Origin of the sequence: Pseudoalteromonas sp. SG45-5 (assembly GCF_014164085.1) — a bacterium.
Taxonomy (GTDB): domain Bacteria; phylum Pseudomonadota; class Gammaproteobacteria; order Enterobacterales; family Alteromonadaceae; genus Pseudoalteromonas; species Pseudoalteromonas aliena.
In genome coordinates, this window is sequence record NZ_JACJEM010000006.1 from 22236 (window position 1) to 39804 (window position 17569).

Annotated in this window: 18 protein-coding genes; 5 read left to right on the forward strand and 13 right to left on the reverse strand. The window is 40.1% G+C overall.

From position 1 onward, the window contains the following. The first annotated feature begins 682 nt into the window (after positions 1-682). On the forward strand, positions 683-1849 hold the full coding sequence (locus H5119_RS02695) for a DcaP family trimeric outer membrane transporter (RefSeq protein WP_182701117.1): 1167 nt from the start codon (positions 683-685) through the stop codon (positions 1847-1849). Between the two features lie 303 nt (positions 1850-2152). Further along, positions 2153-4276: a TonB-dependent siderophore receptor gene (locus H5119_RS02700; RefSeq protein ID WP_182701118.1), complete on the forward strand. Its 2124-nt coding sequence runs from the start codon at positions 2153-2155 to the stop codon at positions 4274-4276. Positions 4277-4457: 181 nt separating this feature from the next. Here the strand turns inward: H5119_RS02700 and recA are convergent, their stop codons facing one another. Further along, the gene (gene recA / locus H5119_RS02705) at positions 4458-5501 is read right to left on the reverse strand and encodes a recombinase RecA (protein ID WP_182701119.1); all 1044 of its coding nucleotides are present in this window, start codon (positions 5499-5501) and stop codon (positions 4458-4460) included. 67 nt (positions 5502-5568) lie between these two features. Then, positions 5569-6057 (reverse strand): nicotinamide-nucleotide amidase, encoded by a 489-nt coding sequence (gene pncC, locus H5119_RS02710; RefSeq protein ID WP_182701120.1) that lies wholly within the window; start codon positions 6055-6057, stop codon positions 5569-5571. 21 nt (positions 6058-6078) lie between these two features. On the opposite strand from pncC, the gene mutS reads away from it, so the two are divergent. Next, positions 6079-8664, forward strand: a complete 2586-nt coding sequence (gene mutS, locus H5119_RS02715; protein ID WP_182701121.1) for a DNA mismatch repair protein MutS — start codon at positions 6079-6081, stop codon at positions 8662-8664. Between the two features lie 92 nt (positions 8665-8756). On the opposite strand, the gene rpoS is transcribed toward mutS, so the two are convergent. The 11 genes from rpoS to H5119_RS02770 all read right to left on the reverse strand — a co-directional run bounded on the left by rpoS (position 8757) and on the right by H5119_RS02770 (position 16343). Beyond that, complete coding sequence (rpoS, locus tag H5119_RS02720; RefSeq protein WP_077537132.1) at positions 8757-9731, reverse strand: RNA polymerase sigma factor RpoS; 975 nt, start codon at positions 9729-9731, stop codon at positions 8757-8759. A 35-nt stretch (positions 9732-9766) separates the two neighbouring features. Further along, positions 9767-10591, reverse strand: coding sequence for a peptidoglycan DD-metalloendopeptidase family protein (locus H5119_RS02725; RefSeq protein WP_182701122.1), 825 nt, complete (start codon positions 10589-10591; stop codon positions 9767-9769). A gap of 41 nt (positions 10592-10632) precedes the next feature. After that, entirely contained in the window at positions 10633-11211 is a 579-nt protein-coding gene (locus H5119_RS02730; RefSeq protein ID WP_182701123.1) for a YqaA family protein, read from the reverse strand. Between the two features lie 9 nt (positions 11212-11220). Further along, positions 11221-11859, reverse strand: a complete 639-nt coding sequence (locus tag H5119_RS02735; RefSeq protein ID WP_077537129.1) for a protein-L-isoaspartate(D-aspartate) O-methyltransferase — start codon at positions 11857-11859, stop codon at positions 11221-11223. After that, entirely contained in the window at positions 11849-12613 is a 765-nt protein-coding gene (gene surE, locus H5119_RS02740) for a 5'/3'-nucleotidase SurE (protein WP_077537128.1), read from the reverse strand. The genes H5119_RS02735 and surE overlap by 11 nt, the downstream gene beginning before the upstream one ends. Then, entirely contained in the window at positions 12594-13646 is a 1053-nt protein-coding gene (truD, locus tag H5119_RS02745) for a tRNA pseudouridine(13) synthase TruD (RefSeq protein ID WP_182701124.1), read from the reverse strand. Before truD ends, surE begins: the two co-directional genes overlap by 20 nt. After that, positions 13643-14140, reverse strand: a complete 498-nt coding sequence (gene ispF, locus H5119_RS02750; protein ID WP_182701125.1) for a 2-C-methyl-D-erythritol 2,4-cyclodiphosphate synthase — start codon at positions 14138-14140, stop codon at positions 13643-13645. The genes truD and ispF overlap by 4 nt, the downstream gene beginning before the upstream one ends. Next, on the reverse strand, positions 14137-14838 hold the full coding sequence (gene ispD / locus H5119_RS02755; RefSeq protein ID WP_182701126.1) for a 2-C-methyl-D-erythritol 4-phosphate cytidylyltransferase: 702 nt from the start codon (positions 14836-14838) through the stop codon (positions 14137-14139). Before ispD ends, ispF begins: the two co-directional genes overlap by 4 nt. Further along, positions 14828-15115 carry a cell division protein FtsB gene (ftsB, locus tag H5119_RS02760; protein WP_077537124.1) on the reverse strand — a complete coding sequence of 96 codons (288 nt, stop codon included), beginning with the start codon at positions 15113-15115 and terminating at the stop codon, positions 14828-14830. The genes ispD and ftsB overlap by 11 nt, the downstream gene beginning before the upstream one ends. A gap of 41 nt (positions 15116-15156) precedes the next feature. After that, positions 15157-15789 carry a hypothetical protein gene (locus H5119_RS02765; RefSeq protein WP_182701127.1) on the reverse strand — a complete coding sequence of 211 codons (633 nt, stop codon included), beginning with the start codon at positions 15787-15789 and terminating at the stop codon, positions 15157-15159. Between the two features lie 74 nt (positions 15790-15863). Beyond that, complete coding sequence (locus H5119_RS02770) at positions 15864-16343, reverse strand: DUF2947 domain-containing protein (RefSeq protein ID WP_077537122.1); 480 nt, start codon at positions 16341-16343, stop codon at positions 15864-15866. 60 nt (positions 16344-16403) lie between these two features. Here H5119_RS02770 and H5119_RS02775 point away from each other — a divergent pair, with 60 nt between their 5' ends. Together H5119_RS02775 and H5119_RS02780 are read left to right on the forward strand one after the other, a co-directional pair. Next, positions 16404-16643, forward strand: a complete 240-nt coding sequence (locus H5119_RS02775) for a DUF1653 domain-containing protein (protein ID WP_077537121.1) — start codon at positions 16404-16406, stop codon at positions 16641-16643. Positions 16644-16695: 52 nt separating this feature from the next. Continuing rightward, positions 16696-17541 (forward strand): MoxR family ATPase, encoded by an 846-nt coding sequence (locus H5119_RS02780; RefSeq protein WP_182701128.1) that lies wholly within the window; start codon positions 16696-16698, stop codon positions 17539-17541. Positions 17542-17569 lie beyond the last annotated feature (28 nt).

The window sequence follows — 17569 nt, forward strand, 5'->3', positions numbered from 1 at the left end:
ATTAAATTACTTGCCTTTGGCTCTTATCAAGGATTACTCAGCAGTGCTTTATTAAGTATTAGACCTTAGTTGTACATCCCTTCAAATTGCTAATATGTAGTTTATAATCTTACTGATTTCAATTTTTTACATAAAAAATACAAGACGTTAAATATAAGTGAATACATACTCGCTTGGCCTTAAACCTTAGTCTTATAGACCAATAGGTTATTGAGTAAATATTACACATACTCAACAGTAGCAAACACAAAAGTTAAATATATTTTTCTCTAGCCAGAAGTTTTCAGTGAAAACATAACGGATTTACATGTTAATAGCGGGCTGATTGCCAGTAAATTCAACGCAGTTAGCACTAAAAATAATGGCTTGAGATAGATTTATACCAACCTGCTTATATATGGGGTCTATTTAACGTTAAGAAAATTACGCTAGAACTAGGCAAAAATCTTTGTATTTAGTTGTTCTAAATAAAAAATTTTTAACGACGTTATAGTGCAATTTAATTCGTTAAATTGTTCAACGATTTATGCAGATTGGCATTGTTATCAAGAGTTCTGGTTATTGACTATAAGAACTTACTAAACCTCTTTTTATTAGCAAGTAATACTCGTAGCAAGTGTTATAAAAAAATTGTGAATAAAAAAGCAACAAACAACAAGTAGTCTAAATAAAGGACACTACAATGAAATTTACTCCATTAAAAACATTGGCTGCAAGCGCTGTTATCTGTGCACTTTCGAGCACAGCTTATGCGGCAACAGCAGCAAAAATTGGTGATACAGAATTTAACTACGGTGGATATATTAAACTCGACTCTATGTGGAGTGATTATTCAGCGGGTGCACCAGCAGGTTCAAATGTAGGACGTGATTTTTACGTTCCAAGCACACTGACTGTTGGTAACGATAGCAACTCTGATGCGGTGTTTGATATGCATGCCCGTGAATCTCGTTTTAATTTTGGTACTACCACCGTTATGGATAACGGTAAAACAATAAAAACTAAAATTGAAATTGATTTTTTAGCATCAGCTACCGGCGGTAACGAACGCGTTTCAAATTCATATGCTCCACGTATTCGCCATGCCTTTGTAACCTATGACGGTTGGTTATTTGGTCAAACATGGTCAAATTTTCAAAATGTGGGTGCCCTTGCAGAAACGCTTGATTTCGTAGGTCCAGCTGAAGGCACTGTTTTTGTTCGTCAATCTCAAATTAAATACACAACTGGCGCATGGTCTTTTTCATTAGAAAATCCAGAAAGTACAATTTCTACAGCTAGCGGAATGGCTGTTACTGATGATGCATCATTACCAGATTTTACAGCGCGTTATACGCACAAAGCTGACTGGGGTAATATAGTTGTAGCAGCACTTGCACGCCAACTAACTTATAAAGTAGGCGCTGTAGATGCAGATGAAACATCGTTTGGTATAAGCGCATCCGGTAAAATAAACCTAGGCGATGACAACCTTAAATTTATGCTTACTCAAGGTAAAGGCTTAGGCCGATACGTAGGCTTAAACGTAGCGCACGGTGCTGTGCTTAATGGCGATGATCTCGATGCGATAGATTCTACGTCTGGTTTTGTTGCTTATCAGCACAAGTGGAACAGCCAATGGCGTTCAACATTCCTTTATTCGTTCTTTTCAGCAGATAACAACGCAGACTTACTTGCTATTTCTGGCGATCCAACTGAATCAAGCCAAAGCTATAGTGCCAATATTTTATACTCTCCAGTTAAACGCTTAACGTTTGGTGCTGAATTTAAACATGCTGAGCGAGAAACAGAAAGCGGCGTTGATGGCGATTTAGAGCGCCTGCAGTTCTCTGTAAAATACTCTTTTTAATAAATAACCTGAACTCTGGATAATAAATCTATCTCGAGCAGCTATTTTCAACGCTAGAAAATAAATTTAAATATCAAAATGATTCAATGCGTTAGTAAATCTCTTAACCAGAGCTCAGGTTAAGTAAAAACAGTTTACTTCCTTTAAGCGGCTTCGGCCGTTTTTTTATGAACGTGATTAAAGTTAGAGTTAGCTTTTATATATGACACTAAAAAATTATGGATAAAAACAATAAAATGCAATTGCAAATCAATATCATTTAGATTAAATTACGCACTTCTTTTGAACTAATTGGAAAAACTCATGTCGTCCCCTCAAGTTTTGCGTTTATCTAAACTAAGCTTTGCTACTTCTTTAATTCTATCTGGTTATGCTTTTGCAGATGAAGTGAAAGTAAAAGATCAACCTCTCGAAAAAATTGCAGTCTATGGCCAGCATCATAAAAACTACATCACAGAAGAAGCACAATCGGCTACAAAATTAGGCTTAACAATTAAAGAAACGCCACAGTCAATCTCAGTTGTTTCACGTGCCCTAATGGACGACTTTTCACTAGACGATATTAATTCTGTATTAGAAAGCACACCAGGTGTAACGGTAGAACAAATAGAAACTGACCGTACTTATTTTAAAGCTCGTGGTTTTGAAATCACCAATTTCCAAGTTGATGGCTTAGGCATTCCGCAAAGTTCAGGCTCTATTCAAGGCAGTCTTGATACATCAATTTATGACCGCGTTGAAATTGTGCGTGGAGCAAACGGTTTAATGACAGGTGCAGGTAACCCTTCAGCGACCGTCAACATGGTGTTAAAAAAACCAACATATACAACGCAAGCTAATGCATCTGCTTCTTATGGTTCGTGGAATAAAAAACGTTTGGATTTAGATGTATCTACACCAATAAATGACGAACATGCTGTACGTGCGGTATTTACAAAACAAAAAGCTGACTCTTACCTCGATCGTTATGAGACAGATAAAACGATTGTATATTTAGCCTACGAAGGCAAATTAACAGACAGTACATCGCTTAGCGTTAATTACGTGAATCAACAAAAAGATGCCGACAGCCCGCTTTGGGGCGCACTTCCTCTTTATTACACAGATGGCACACCTACTGACTATGACGAATCAACCAGCACTGCTGCCGATTGGTCTTACTGGGATAACAGTGCAGAGCAAGTATATGTAACACTTGAGCAAAACTTATCAGCAACATGGGTGGCTAGAGCGCGTTATGCTCATGTTAAAAATGATCAAAAATCGGAATTGTTTTACGTATATGGCACGCCAAACAAAGAAACAGAGCTCGGTTTAACAGGTTATGCTAGCCGCTATGATTATAGTGATAAACACGATTTATTTGATTTATATGCCAGTGGTAAATTTGATTTATTTGGCCAAGAGCACGACCTATCGTTTGGTGTTAGCCAAGCAAAAATGGATTACAAAGACCTGTCGCTTTACGATTACACTACAGGTAATGGCTTTCCAGCAATGCCATCTCTTAAAACATGGGATGGCGTAATGCCAGAGGCAACTCTTGCTGATAGTGAAAATGGGAGTGATATAACTAACGAACAAAAATCAGCTTATATATCTACACGCCTTAAGTTAAGTGAACCGCTAAGCCTACTTGCTGGCGTGCGTTATACTGATTGGGAAACAAAAGGTACAGCTTATAGCGTGTCTCAAACACGCAGTGACTCAGAGTTAATACCATACATAGGTACCGTGTATGACTTCAGTGATACGTTATCTGCATATGCAAGCTACACAGAAACATTTGTACCGCAAAAAGAGCTTGATATAAATGCGAATCAACTTCCGGCTATTACTGGTAAAAGTAGTGAAATAGGTGTTAAAGCGCAGCTTCTTGACGATCAATTATTTGTAACCTTTGCTTATTTTGATGCAAAACAAGATGGCCTTGCTGTTGCTCTTCCTAATTCCGTACCTGGTGATACACGTTATTATGCAGCCGATGGGATTAACAGTAACGGCTTTGAAGTCGAACTAAGTGGTAAGTTTACAGACGATTTAAGTGCAAGTATTAGCTTCAGTAATTTAAGTATTGATGGTGATGACCTAGTAAAAGACTACACACCAGAAAACCAACTTAAAGTGGCAGCAACTTACCAAGTTCCGTTAGTTGATGGTTTATCGTTTGGCGCAAATTACCGCTGGCAAGATTCAACTAGCCGCGTTCAAGTTAAAGATGCTAACGGTATGGCGGCTGTTACCACAAATCAAGATGCATACGGATTACTTGATTTAATGGCCACTTACAAAATTACAGATAACGTAGGAGTCACTTTCAACGTTAATAACACCACCGGTGAAAAATATTTGCACAGCCTATACTGGGCACAAGGTTACTACGGTGCACCACGTAACTACGGCCTATCTGTAAACTGGCAGTTATAAATATATTTGATTTATTTAAGGCTGTAGATTTTTGCGGTTAAATTAAAAACGACACATTTTAAATGTGTCGTTTTTATTTTTATCCGCTTCGAGTTTTGAACAACAAAAAAGCGCTAATCATTACTGATCAGCGCTTTTTAAAGCTCGGGTCAAATCAAGCTTAAAACTCATTTAAGACTGTTTAAAGGTCTGGATCATCGCCTAACTTATCTTCACCATCTTCTGGCTCAATAGTTGCTTTTAATAAAAGCATTTCGCGTAATTTACCTTCAATCTCATCTGCAATTTCTGGATTTTCTTTCAAGAATTTAATCGAGTTAGATTTACCTTGGCCAACTTTGTTGCCACAGTAACTGTACCAAGCACCTGCTTTTTCAACAATTTTGTGCTTAACACCTAAGTCAATTAACTCGCCTTGCTTGGAAATACCTTCACCATACATAATGATAAATTCAGCTTGTTTAAACGGCGGCGCAACTTTGTTTTTAACAATTTTAACGCGCGTTTCGTTACCAACAACTTCATCGCCTTCTTTAACCGAACCAATACGACGAATATCAATACGAACAGATGCGTAAAACTTAAGTGCATTACCACCTGTTGTTGTTTCTGGGTTACCAAACATAACACCAATTTTCATACGGATTTGGTTAATGAAAATACATAACGTGTTAGAGCGTTTAATGTTACCAGTAAGCTTACGTAATGCTTGTGACATTAAACGTGCTTGTAAGCCCATGTGCGAGTCGCCCATGTCGCCTTCAATTTCAGCTTTTGGTGTAAGTGCAGCAACCGAGTCAATAATAACCACGTCTACCGCGCTTGAGCGCACTAACATGTCACAAATTTCTAATGCTTGCTCACCGGTATCTGGTTGCGATACAAAAAGGTCATCAATATTCACACCTAACTTTTGTGCATAAACTGGATCTAAAGCATGCTCAGCATCAATAAAGGCACATGTTTTGCCTTCTTTTTGCGCTTCAGCGATAACTTGTAAAGTAAGCGTTGTTTTACCAGATGATTCAGGGCCATACACTTCAACAATACGTCCCATAGGTAAACCACCTATGCCTAAAGCAATATCAATGCCTAATGATCCTGTAGATACAGATTCAATGTTTAACGCTTTGTTATCACCCAATTTCATGATTGAGCCTTTACCAAATTGACGTTCAATTTGTGATAGTGCTGCGTCCAACGCTTTTTGTTTGTTATCGTTCATTTTGTTCTCCAAATCCAGCTAATGGAACCAAGTATACTGTATGAAATCACAGTATCAAGCTAATTTTTTATTTTATCTCATCTATTATAGTTTTTAAAGAAAATACAATAGCTTGCAGACGAACCTGAGCTCTATCACCGGTAAATACTCGTTTAAATGTAAACGCTTTACCATTAATCTGCAGGCCAAACCACACAAGCCCAACAGGTTTATCTTTGCTAGCTCCACCTGGTCCAGCAATACCCGATATAGCTATCGCAATATCAGCGTTTGCTGCTTTAATTGCACCTAATGCCATTTCTTGTACTGTTTGCTCGCTCACAGCACCGTATTGCGTTAATGTACTACTATTTACATTCAGTAAATCCTGCTTTGCTTGATTACTGTAAGTGACAAATGCACGGTCAATATAAGCAGAGCTTCCTGGCGTATCTGTAAGCGCATAACTTACTCCGCCACCAGTACATGACTCAGCACTAGTGATCCATAAGCATTTATCCGTTAAAATAGTGCCTAATTGCGCAGCAAGTGTTTTAATCTCTTGATGTAATTCCATATTCAGCCTTTGGGTAAATACATGTCGTTTGATCTTTATGCACCACACACTATAAAACAACAAACCCCTATGATGCAGCAGTATCTAAAAATAAAATCAGAGCATCGCGATATTTTATTGTTTTATCGTATGGGCGATTTTTACGAACTCTTTTTTGACGACGCTAAACGCGCCGCTCAATTACTCGATATTTCGCAAACCCATCGCGGTAAAGCCGGTGGCGATCCTATCCCTATGGCGGGCGTGCCTTATCATGCAGTAGAGAACTACTTAGCACGCCTAGTTCAAATGGGTGAATCTGTTGCTATTTGCGAGCAAGTTGGCGATCCAGCTACCAGTAAAGGCCCCGTTGATCGCAAAGTTGTTCGTATAGTTACCCCAGGTACAATTTCTGACGAAGCGCTTTTACAAGAACGACAAGACAATTTGCTTACCAGTGTTTGGCAAAGTAAAAAAGGCCTGTACGGTATTGCGTACTTAGATATTAACTCTGGTCGCTTTAACGTTGTAGAGGTTAATACCGACGAAGCATTTAGCTCAACGGTTCAGCGCCTATCACCAGCAGAATTGCTATATAGCGAAAGCTTTGAAAATTTTCATTTAATTGAGCATATAAAAGGGGCTCGTCGTCGCCCAGAGTGGGAATTCGACTTAGATACGGCCGAGCACTTATTATGCGATCAGTTTGGTACTAAAGATTTAGTAGGATTTGGTGTTGATAAAGCCCACAGCGCACTTGTTGCTGCCGGTTGTTTAATGCAATACGTAAAAGATACGCAGCGTATTGCACTGCCACATATTCGTGCTATTACACTTGAGCACAACGAACACGCTGTTATTTTAGATGCAGCAACGCGTAAAAACTTAGAACTGACCGTTAATTTATCTGGCGGGTTTGAAAATACACTTGCCCAAGTACTTGATAAAACAGCAACCCCAATGGGCTCCCGTTTACTTAAGCGCCGTATACATACACCTATTCGTAATAAAGATGAGCTAAATTCTCGCTTAAATGCAATTAGCGCTATTTTAGATGCACAATTGTGCGGCGAATTACACGAATCACTAAAAGAGATTGGTGATGTAGAGCGTGTTATTGCGCGCTTAGCTTTATGCACAGCTCGCCCACGCGATTTAACTCGCCTGCGCAGTGCATTACAAGCGCTTGCGCCGCTACATACTTTATTAGCTGACGCTAACGACCCTCGTATAGCGGGTATTATCAAGCACTCGCCTGAACTCCCTGATTTACAAGCATTGTTAGAGCAAGCTGTAATAGAAAATCCGCCTGTACTTATTCGTGATGGTGGCGTTATTGCCTCAGGTTATAACAGTGAACTTGATGAATGGCGCAACTTAAGCAAAGGCGCTACTGATGTACTTGATCAACTAGAGTTGCGTGAACGCGAACGTACGGGTATTAGTACGCTTAAAATTGGTTACAACCGCGTGCATGGTTTCTTTATTGAAGTAAGCCGTGCCAACGCGCACTTAGTACCCGCCGACTACATTCGTCGCCAAACGCTTAAAAATAACGAGCGTTATATAATCCCAGAGCTTAAAGAGCACGAAGATAAAGTGCTTGGCAGCCAATCAAAAGCCTTAGCGCTTGAAAAGCAGCTATACGAGGAGTTGTTTAGATTTATTGCTCCACATATTGAACAGTTACAAATGATGGCCGCCGCACTGGCTGATTTAGACGTATTAAATAATTTAGCTGAGCGTGCATTTGCACTCAATTATGCAAAACCAGAACTGTGCGATAACGACAATATAAGCATTAAGCAAGGTCGTCACCCTGTTGTTGAACAAGTAATGAAAGAACCGTTTATTGCTAACCCTGTTGAATTAAACAGCCAACGTAAAATGTTGATTATTACGGGTCCAAACATGGGCGGTAAATCAACTTATATGCGCCAAACAGCACTTATTGTACTAATGGCTCACATTGGCAGTTATGTACCTGCAGACAGCGCTAAAATTGGCAATATCGATCGCATATTTACACGTATTGGTGCTAGCGATGATTTAGCCTCTGGGCGCTCAACCTTCATGGTAGAAATGACCGAAACAGCCACTATTTTAAATAATGCGACTGAGCAGTCTTTAGTATTAATGGATGAAATTGGTCGCGGGACAAGTACCTATGATGGGCTTTCGCTTGCGTATGCAACAGCCGATCATCTAGCATCAAAAATATCTGCAAAAACATTATTTGCAACACACTACTTTGAACTAACAGAACTTGCAGAGCAAACCACGGGCCTTGTAAACGTGCACCTTGATGCCATAGAGCATAACGATACAATTGCCTTTATGCACACCGTACTTGATGGCGCAGCAAGTAAAAGTTTTGGCTTACAAGTAGCAGCTCTCGCGGGGGTGCCAAAAGCAGTCATTGCGCAAGCAAAACAAAAACTTAAATTACTTGAAAACCATCAAAGCGTAACGGCGCCAAATACAGAGCAACAAGCATTTACTTTTAACAACGAGGCCGTACAAAGTACGCCTTCTGAAATAGAAGAGCAGTTAAGTGCTATCGACCCTGATAATTTATCGCCGCGCCAAGCACACGATTTATTATATAAACTAAAAGCATTACTTTAAATTTACTTTATATAAAACATAAAAAAGCCGAAGAATAAATCCTTCGGCTTTTTAACACACATAATCTTTTCTAGTTTGTACCGCTTTAATAATTACGAGAATTGATTAAACAAACTATCTGTACTTAACCCTTCTTGTTGCAAAATGTCTTTCAAACGACGCAATGCCTCAACTTGTATTTGCCTTACTCGTTCACGCGTTAAACCAATTTCGCGACCTACATCTTCAAGTGTCGAAGGTTCATAACCAAGCAATCCAAATCGACGCGCTAATACCTCACGCTGTTTTGGGTTTAGCTCCCCTAACCAATCAATAATATGTTTATTAATATCGTTATTTTGTACTTCGCCTTCAGGACCAAAACTTTTTTCATCCGGAATAATATCAAGCAGCACACTGTCGTTTTCGCCGCCAATAGGCATATCAACAGAGGCTATTTTTTCATTTAAACGTAGCATTTTAGTCACGTCTTCAACAGGTCGGTCTAAGCTCTCTGCGATTTCTTCGGCGGTTGGTTCATGATCAAGTTTTTGCGTTAATTCTCGTGCCGTACGTAAATATACGTTAAGTTCTTTAACCACATGAATAGGTAAGCGAATGGTACGTGTTTGGTTCATGATGGCACGTTCAATTGTTTGACGTATCCACCACGTAGCGTAAGTAGAAAATCTAAAACCACGCTCTGGATCAAACTTTTCAACAGCGCGAATTAAACCTAAATTCCCTTCTTCAATTAAATCGAGCAAGGCAAGGCCACGGTTATTATAACGGCGTGCAATTTTAACAACTAAACGCAGGTTACTTTCAATCATGCGTTTACGTGAGGCTTCACAGCCTTTTAAGGATTTACGGGCAAAAAATACTTCTTCTTCTGCGCTTAATAGTGGAGAAAAACCAATTTCGCCTAAATAAAGTTGTGTGGCATCTAAGTTTTTAGTGACTTCTTCTTTGGCAAAAATATCTTCTTCGTCTACCTTTTCAAGTAGTGGTGTGGTTTCTTCAACGGCGGTGTCATCAAACTTTTCGTCATTCGTATTGTTTGTGTCAAGTTTTGCAGTGTTAGCCATAAGCCTTCTCCCGAGCAATTATCAATACCTAAAAATTAGGGAAGGTATTTAGCAGGATTGACAGCTTGCCCTCGGTAGCGAATTTCAAAGCGAAGTGCGGTGACCGGAGATTCTGAATTACCAATTTCTGCTATTTTTTGACCTGCCTTAATTTTCTGCTTTTCTTTAACAAGTAATTTTGAGTTATGTGCATAAGCGCTTAGATAATCATCATTATGTTTCAATATGATTAAACTACCATAACCTCTAAGAGCGTTACCCGCGTACACCACCGTTCCTTGTGCCGCAGCTAAAACTGAAGCCCCTTTTTTATTAGCAATCTGCAAGCCTTTGTAGCCGTTTTCCTTATTAGAAAAGCGTTTCGTAATTTTACCCTTTGCTGGCCAAAACCACTGCACTTTACCGTTCGACAAATACTTATTATTGCTAACTTTGTTACTGGCTTGTTTCTGAACATACTCTCGTTGTTTTGGGCGATCAAGCTCTTTTTTTAATTTATTGTTATTTTTTTGTGCTTTTTTTGTAGACTTTTTAGTTGAATACGTATATTTTTTACGCTTTTTCTTTTCTGCTGGTGCCGGTTTCAGGGATATTCTTTGCCCAGGAAAAATGATGTAAGGTGATGATATTGAATTGTTTTTCGCTATTTCTCTAATGTCTTTTCCAGCACTAAAAGCAATAGAATATAAAGTGTCTCCTTTTTGCACTTTATAATAACCACCAGCAATGTTAATTTTATGGTCATATTTATTAACATTATTATTTAGACTGCTGACGGGTGCGGGAACATGACGAGACGAGCAACCAAAGAGCAAAATACTAATAAATAAAGCAACATAACATTTAATTTGTTTATTCATCGTATTAAGCTCCTTGTGTTAAAAAAGTTATTTTATAAAGCTTAGCGCAATAAAAAGTACGCTATAGCAATTAATGCAACTAATCCCCAGCCAAGTATCTCTACATATTGACGTAATTTTTGCTCCATTTTAACTCCGCCCCATTTCATTAAAGCTGAAACTAAAAAGAATCGCGCACCGCGCCCTACTGCTGATGCGATTAAAAAAGGCAAAAATGCCATTTGTAAAACGCCAGCGCCAATAGTGAAAACCTTATAAGGAATGGGTGAAAAACCGGCTAAAAATACAACCCACACTCCGTAATCTTTAAACCAATTTAGTGCAATATCAAATTTTTCTTGCCAGTGCATATGTGCAATAAGTGGCTCAACAACGGGTTCAAATAACCAAAAACCAAGCAAGTAACCAACTATACCGCCAATAACTGATGCGATAGTGGCAAAGCTTGCAAAACGCCATGCTTTTTTAGGTTGCGCAAGCGACATAGGCGCTAGCATTACATCGGGTGGAATCGGGAAAAAAACAGACTCGGCAAAGCTCATTGCAGCTAAATAGCGTTCGGCATGGTGATGCTTTGCCCATACAAGAGCCATATCGTATAACTTAGTAAACAACTTCAAAATAAATTCCTATTCAATATCGCCTGGCACTAACGGCACAAATCTAACTGGAGCAATCACATGCTCTGTAAAGCTATCGCCTTTGCGAATAACCATTATTAATTTTTGATCACTCTCACCAATTGGCGCAAGTAACACTCCGCCTTCAGTTAATTGGCTGAGTAAATCCTGTGGAACTTTAGACGCCGCTGCTGTCACTATAATGCCATCAAAAGGAGCTTGTGATTGCCAGCCTTGCCAACCGTCACCATGTTTCATAGTGACATTATATAGGTCGAGCTGCTGTAAACGCCTTTTAGCTTGCCATTGCAGCGCTTTTATACGCTCAACTGAATATACCTTTGTAAAAGTTTTAGCTAATATCGCCGTTTGATATCCAGAGCCAGTACCAATTTCCAGTATCTTATTACAAGCACCCGCAAGGCGAAGTAATTCAGTCATACGCGCTACAATATAAGGCTGAGAAATAGTCTGCCCTTGTCCAATGGGCAGTGCCGTATTCTCATACGCTTTATGTTTTAAAACGTCATCAATAAAAATATGGCGCGGAATTTGGGCAATCGCATTGAGCACTTGCGCATCTTCAACACCTTCACGTTTAAGTAAATCAGATAACGCTTGAGCACTGCGCGTGTAATTAGCGAGCACGATTAATCTCCAAATCAGCCAACCAGTCTCCTACCGCTTTTAAGCTTTCTTTAGCCGTCATATCAACACTTAGTGGTGTCACCGATGCATAACCATTATTAATTGCATAAAAGTCGGTGCCTTCACCTGCATCACTTTCTATGCCAAGCGATCCGTACCAAAAAATATCACGACCCCAGGGATCGGTTTGTTTGGTCATCGTTTCGGCTTTATGGCGCGCACCGAGGCGTGTTACTTGCACTCCTTTTAATTCACTTAATGGAATATCTGGCACGTTAATATTTATAATTTGATCTTTAGGCAGCGGATGCGAAGCCAGGCCTTTAATAATATTAACGGTAACCGCTGCGGCTGTTTCAAAGTGTTCACCATTGTGTGAACAAAGTGATACCGCGATGGCAGGTAATCCTAAATGACGTCCTTCAGTCGCGGCAGCCACTGTGCCAGAGTACAGCGTGTCGTCACCTAAGTTGGCACCATGGTTAATACCCGCAACAACTAAATCTGGTTTTTCATCAACCAACTGATTTACACCTAAATGTACACAATCTGTAGGGGTACCATTAACCGACATAAATCCGTTTTCGAGCTTAGTTGCTCGCAATGGGTTCATTAGTGTTAAAGAATTACTTGCGCCACTACAATTGCGATCTGGCGCAACAAGCGTTACATCTGCAATTTGAGTGAGCGCTTGATATAAAACCGCAATACCTTTGGCATTTACGCCATCATCGTTACTTAACAGTATCTTCATTTATGTCATTATCCTTTTCTTTGCGCTCTCGCGGGCTTGCATCTCTATAATCCACCAGCTCGCGTAATAATGCGGTTGCAAAACACCCTTTTGGTAAACCAAAGCTTAGTTTTAAAGTGGTTTCGTCTAATGTTTCTACCGCTAAGTTTTGTGGGATTAAGCGCAGCATTCTGCGCTCATTTTTAAGGCCTAGCTCACCTAAACCATCACACCATGTTTGGAAAGGTTCAAGCCATATTTTTTCTTGTTCAGTTAGGCCTTTTTCGCTTTTACCGACCATGGGTGCCGACATCATAATATCGCCAGTGGCTAATCGTTCTATATTTTCATCGTTAATTGCATCTTCAAAAAATGCATTACTGCCGCTAAGCATAAATACTTCACGGTGCATTGTTTTAGCTAAACCATGCTCTTTTACACGCAGGCTCACTAACTGATTAAATACATGCGAGCGCGCTGCTGAAATAATAATACCGCGCAGTTTCTTATCGCGAATTCGCTCACCGGCAAACATTTTTTCTGCCATTACTAAGTTATGGCCGCCATGCCCAAAACGCTGCTCGCCAAAGTAATTTGGCACACCTGCGCGCACTGCGTTAATACGACATAAAATATCAAGCGGCTGAGTAACATTACGAAGCGTAATAGTAAATTTATTACCTTTATGGCAACCCGTGCGCAATTTACGGTCGTGGCGCTGTTGCGACACAATAAAAATACTCTCGCTATTTAAATCGCTAAAATCGATAGGCTTTTTAATCGGTACTTTTACACTAAACCACTGCGAGCACACACCGTGGCGATCTTTCATGCCTGCGTAACTCACGTCTCGCGGTGAAACACCTGCGCGCTGCGCAATTAGCTTTGCAACGTATTGCGTATTTTCGCCTTTTTTAACCACCTGCAAACACACGTGTTCGCCACTGCCGGTAAATTCTATACCTAACTCTTCATCCACCATAAAGTCTTCAGCAGTGGTTTTAAAGTCAGCTTTAGAAAGCGGCGCGCCGTATAAATAATTTAAATCGCTCATGCGGATTTTGTACTCATTGATTCTTTGTTCATAATAACCACCGCATGGCTCGAAATACCTTCCCTGCGCCCTTCAAAGCCAAGCTTTTCTGTGGTTGTAGCCTTAACATTAATTTGGCAAAGGTCGCAATTTAAGTCACTGGCTAGATTAGCGCGCATAGCTTGTATGTGCGGCAGCATTTTTGGCGCCTGTGCAACAATAGTCACATCGCCATTGCCAAGTACATAACCTTGCTCTTTAGCTAAGCTCACCACATGGCGAAGTAAAATACGGCTGTCGATATTTTCATATTCGCTTGCCGTATCGGGAAAGTGCTTGCCAATATCGCCCATTGCAAGCGAGCCTAAAATAGCATCGCATAATGCATGAATAGCAACATCACCATCGGAGTGCGCTAAAAAGCCCTGTGGGTAATCAATTTTTTCACCACAAATAGTTAACGGGCCTTCGCCGCCAAATTTATGTACGTCAAAACCATGGCCAATTCGTATCATAATGCACTCTCGTTTTGTTGTTTATGTAGTAAAAACCCAGCCAAATCTAAATCCTCTGGCGTGGTTATTTTAATATTATCGCTACGCCCTATTACAAGCCTTACCTGTTTGCCGGCCCATTCAATTGCACTGGCTTCATCGGTAATAGTTGCCCCACTTGCTAATGCGTTTTGAAGTGCATTTTTAAGCTCGTCATATTTAAAAAACTGCGGGGTAAGTGCTTGCCATAAATCATCTCGTGGTACAGTTTGCAAAGCATGGGTATCGCCACGTTTTATGGTGTCTTTTACTTTGCTAGCTAAAATGCCACCTTCATTAGCGCTTATGCATTCATCAATTAAACGTTCTATATCACTAATATTAACTAGCGGACGGGCAGCATCGTGCACCAACACCCATGTAGGCGGGTTAGGCGCTAAAAAAAGTAAGCTATTGAGCACTGAGTCGGCTCGCTCTTTCCCACCACTGGCACGAACAATGCGATTATCAACAAGTGGGAGTTCATCAAAATAGGGGTCACTGTCGCTCAGGGCAACAACAATAGTGCTTAATTGAGGTAATTGAGAAAGTTTAGCTAAGGTATGCTCTAAAATAGTTTTGCCCGCTAACTGTATATATTGCTTGGGCGCATTGTGCTGCATTCTACTGCCAACACCCGCTGCAGGTACTATTGCAGCAATAATCTGTTTATTTGTCATATTGTTTGCCCGGTAAAACACGAATAAATGTTTCGTCCGGTTTAATCATTCCTAATTCGTTACGTGCACGCTCTTCAATACCTTCTTGGCCGAGCTTTAAATCTTCTATATCAGCGGTAAGTACTTTATTACGCTTGATAAGCTTTTCGTTGCTTTGTTGGTGCGACGCTACGGCACTTTTTAGTCGTGTGTAGTCTTGTACGCCATTATGCCCAAACCAAAGTCTATATTGTACAAACAGTGCTAAGCACAGTAAGCCAACTTGAAAAATACGCATTTAACACTCCTTATTTTAAAACCCTAAAAACCTCGCTTTATTTAAGCTAGGGGGCGCTTTAAATTACGCCAATTAATACTACCCGCTAAAAGCATTTCGCGTAGTGATAAAACGCGAGGCAAACAACGCTTCGAAAATTGCCACTGGTGCCCACAACATGCAGCGGTTAAGCTCACCTTACTTGGCTTTAATAGTTGCGCACTTTGCTGTTCGAGCCCGTTACCTAAAAAATCAAACCAGCCAAGCTCATTGCAATGCAGTTTATTGTCACCTAACTGATCAATACTGTCTATTCTAAGACGCACCTGCTCAAAGTCATGTAACACAACGGGCACTATAAGCCCCACTTTGGCATGTGTTTGATAAAAAAGTTCATTAGCTTGAGCATTCACATCGGGCGGTGTTGGTTTTTGCTTTTCAAGCCAAGAGCCATTTTGTGAGTCCAGCGTAAAAGGAGAATCTCCATTGGCAACTAACGTCGCTGCTCGCTCAATATAATAAGGTAGGCTTTTTAACTGGCGACGCAGTTTATCAGCATTGGGCTCTGCAACTAAACGCTGAACCTCACGCTGATAAAGCGCATTGCACAATTGCGCATACAACACTTTTTGTGCATCAGTTTGCCAAATTTCAACTTGTTGCTGAGCACCAAGTGACTGATTTTTCGCGACCAAAAGCTGTACTCAAAACAAATAGATAAGTGTTTTATAGCACAGTACTGAATGCTTTTTAAGCATTACATACTAATTTAAGCGCTTGGCTTTTCACCTAATTTAGCTTTACCTGATTCTAAAAATTGCACAACCGTATTGCGTTTTTTACCAATTAACAAACTGCCATCGGCTAAAAACATAAAGTTTTGCCAATTGCGTTTAAATACATCAAAGGTTGTTTCGATAATATTATCGCGCGCCATACAAAAATAAACCGTGGTATTAGCTTCCCAATCTAAAAAAGTTAAAATACTCTCTGGTGGAAGTGCATCGCCATTTTCCCATGCATCTTGCCAATCTACTTCTTGGCTAAAGCTCTTTTCTTGACCACACCAGTCGGTGTCCTCAAAAAAGTCAGGATGATCAAACTCACGGCTCACCATCGTTGTCCAAAGTACAGCCGCGCGCTCGTCGCTCATAGGTTTAATTTTTGCTGCGTCATCATCAGATACAGGTAAGTCTTTATGGCGAAAAACCCACGCCTTTTTGTAATCATCTAAAGAAATATAGTTCATAGTGTTGGCAAATTAGTTAGCATTAAAAGTGCAAAGCCAAATTATACAAGAGATCAAAACATGACTACAGCAATAAAACCACTTTCCCTCAAACCAGGCATATACCAACACTATAAAGGTCCACAGTATAAAGTTTTATACCAAGCCACTCATAGCGAAACGCAAGAGCAACTTGTAATTTACCAAGCACTCTATGGTGAATTTGGCATATGGGCGCGCCCATTGAGTATGTTTAACGAAACAATCGAAAAAGACGGTAAAACCATACCGCGTTTTGCATACCTTGGACCTGCCGTTTAACTATGGCATTATAACAAAATAACTTACTGCTCAGACCAGACAAGGGTACACCGTGCAATTTAATTCAACTGACAATTACATAGCGAGTAGCGCGCTTAAACAAGCTGTAAATGCTGCCATTATGCTCGAAAAACCACTTTTAATTAAAGGCGAACCCGGCACAGGTAAAACCATGCTGGCCGAAGAGTTAGCTAAAAGCTTAGATACCGAGCTTATTCAATGGCACATAAAGTCGACCACTAAAGCGCAGCAAGGCTTATACGAGTACGATGCAGTGTCGCGTCTGCGCGATAGCCAATTAGGTGACGAGCGCGTACATAATATTGGTAACTACATCGTTAAAGGTAAGCTTTGGCAAGCATTTACGTATGCAGAGCTTAACGGTAAACGCCCTGTATTATTAATTGATGAAATAGACAAAGCCGACATAGAGTTCCCAAACGACTTACTACTTGAGCTTGATAAAATGGAGTTTCATGTTTACGAAACTAATGAGCGCATTGTCGCAAAAGAGCGCCCTATTGTGATCATCACATCAAATAATGAAAAAGAATTGCCGGACGCCTTTTTACGCCGCTGCTTTTTTCATTACATTGATTTTCCTAGCAGCGATGAAATGCAGCAAATTATTGACGTACACTACCCTAACGTTAAACAAGATTTAGTACGCCAAGCACTCGAAGTGTTTTTTAACCTGCGTGAAGCTAACGGCCTTAAAAAGAAACCTTCCACTAGCGAATTACTCGACTGGCTTAAACTGCTAATGGCAGAAGACATAGACGCTAAAACACTGCACGATAAAGCAAAAAAAGGTGGTTTAATGCCGATGTTTGGCGCATTACTTAAAAATGAGCAAGACATAAGCCTAATCGAAAAACTTGCCTTTATGAGCCGCTAGGGCCTGTTGACCTTTCAGGATTAAAATT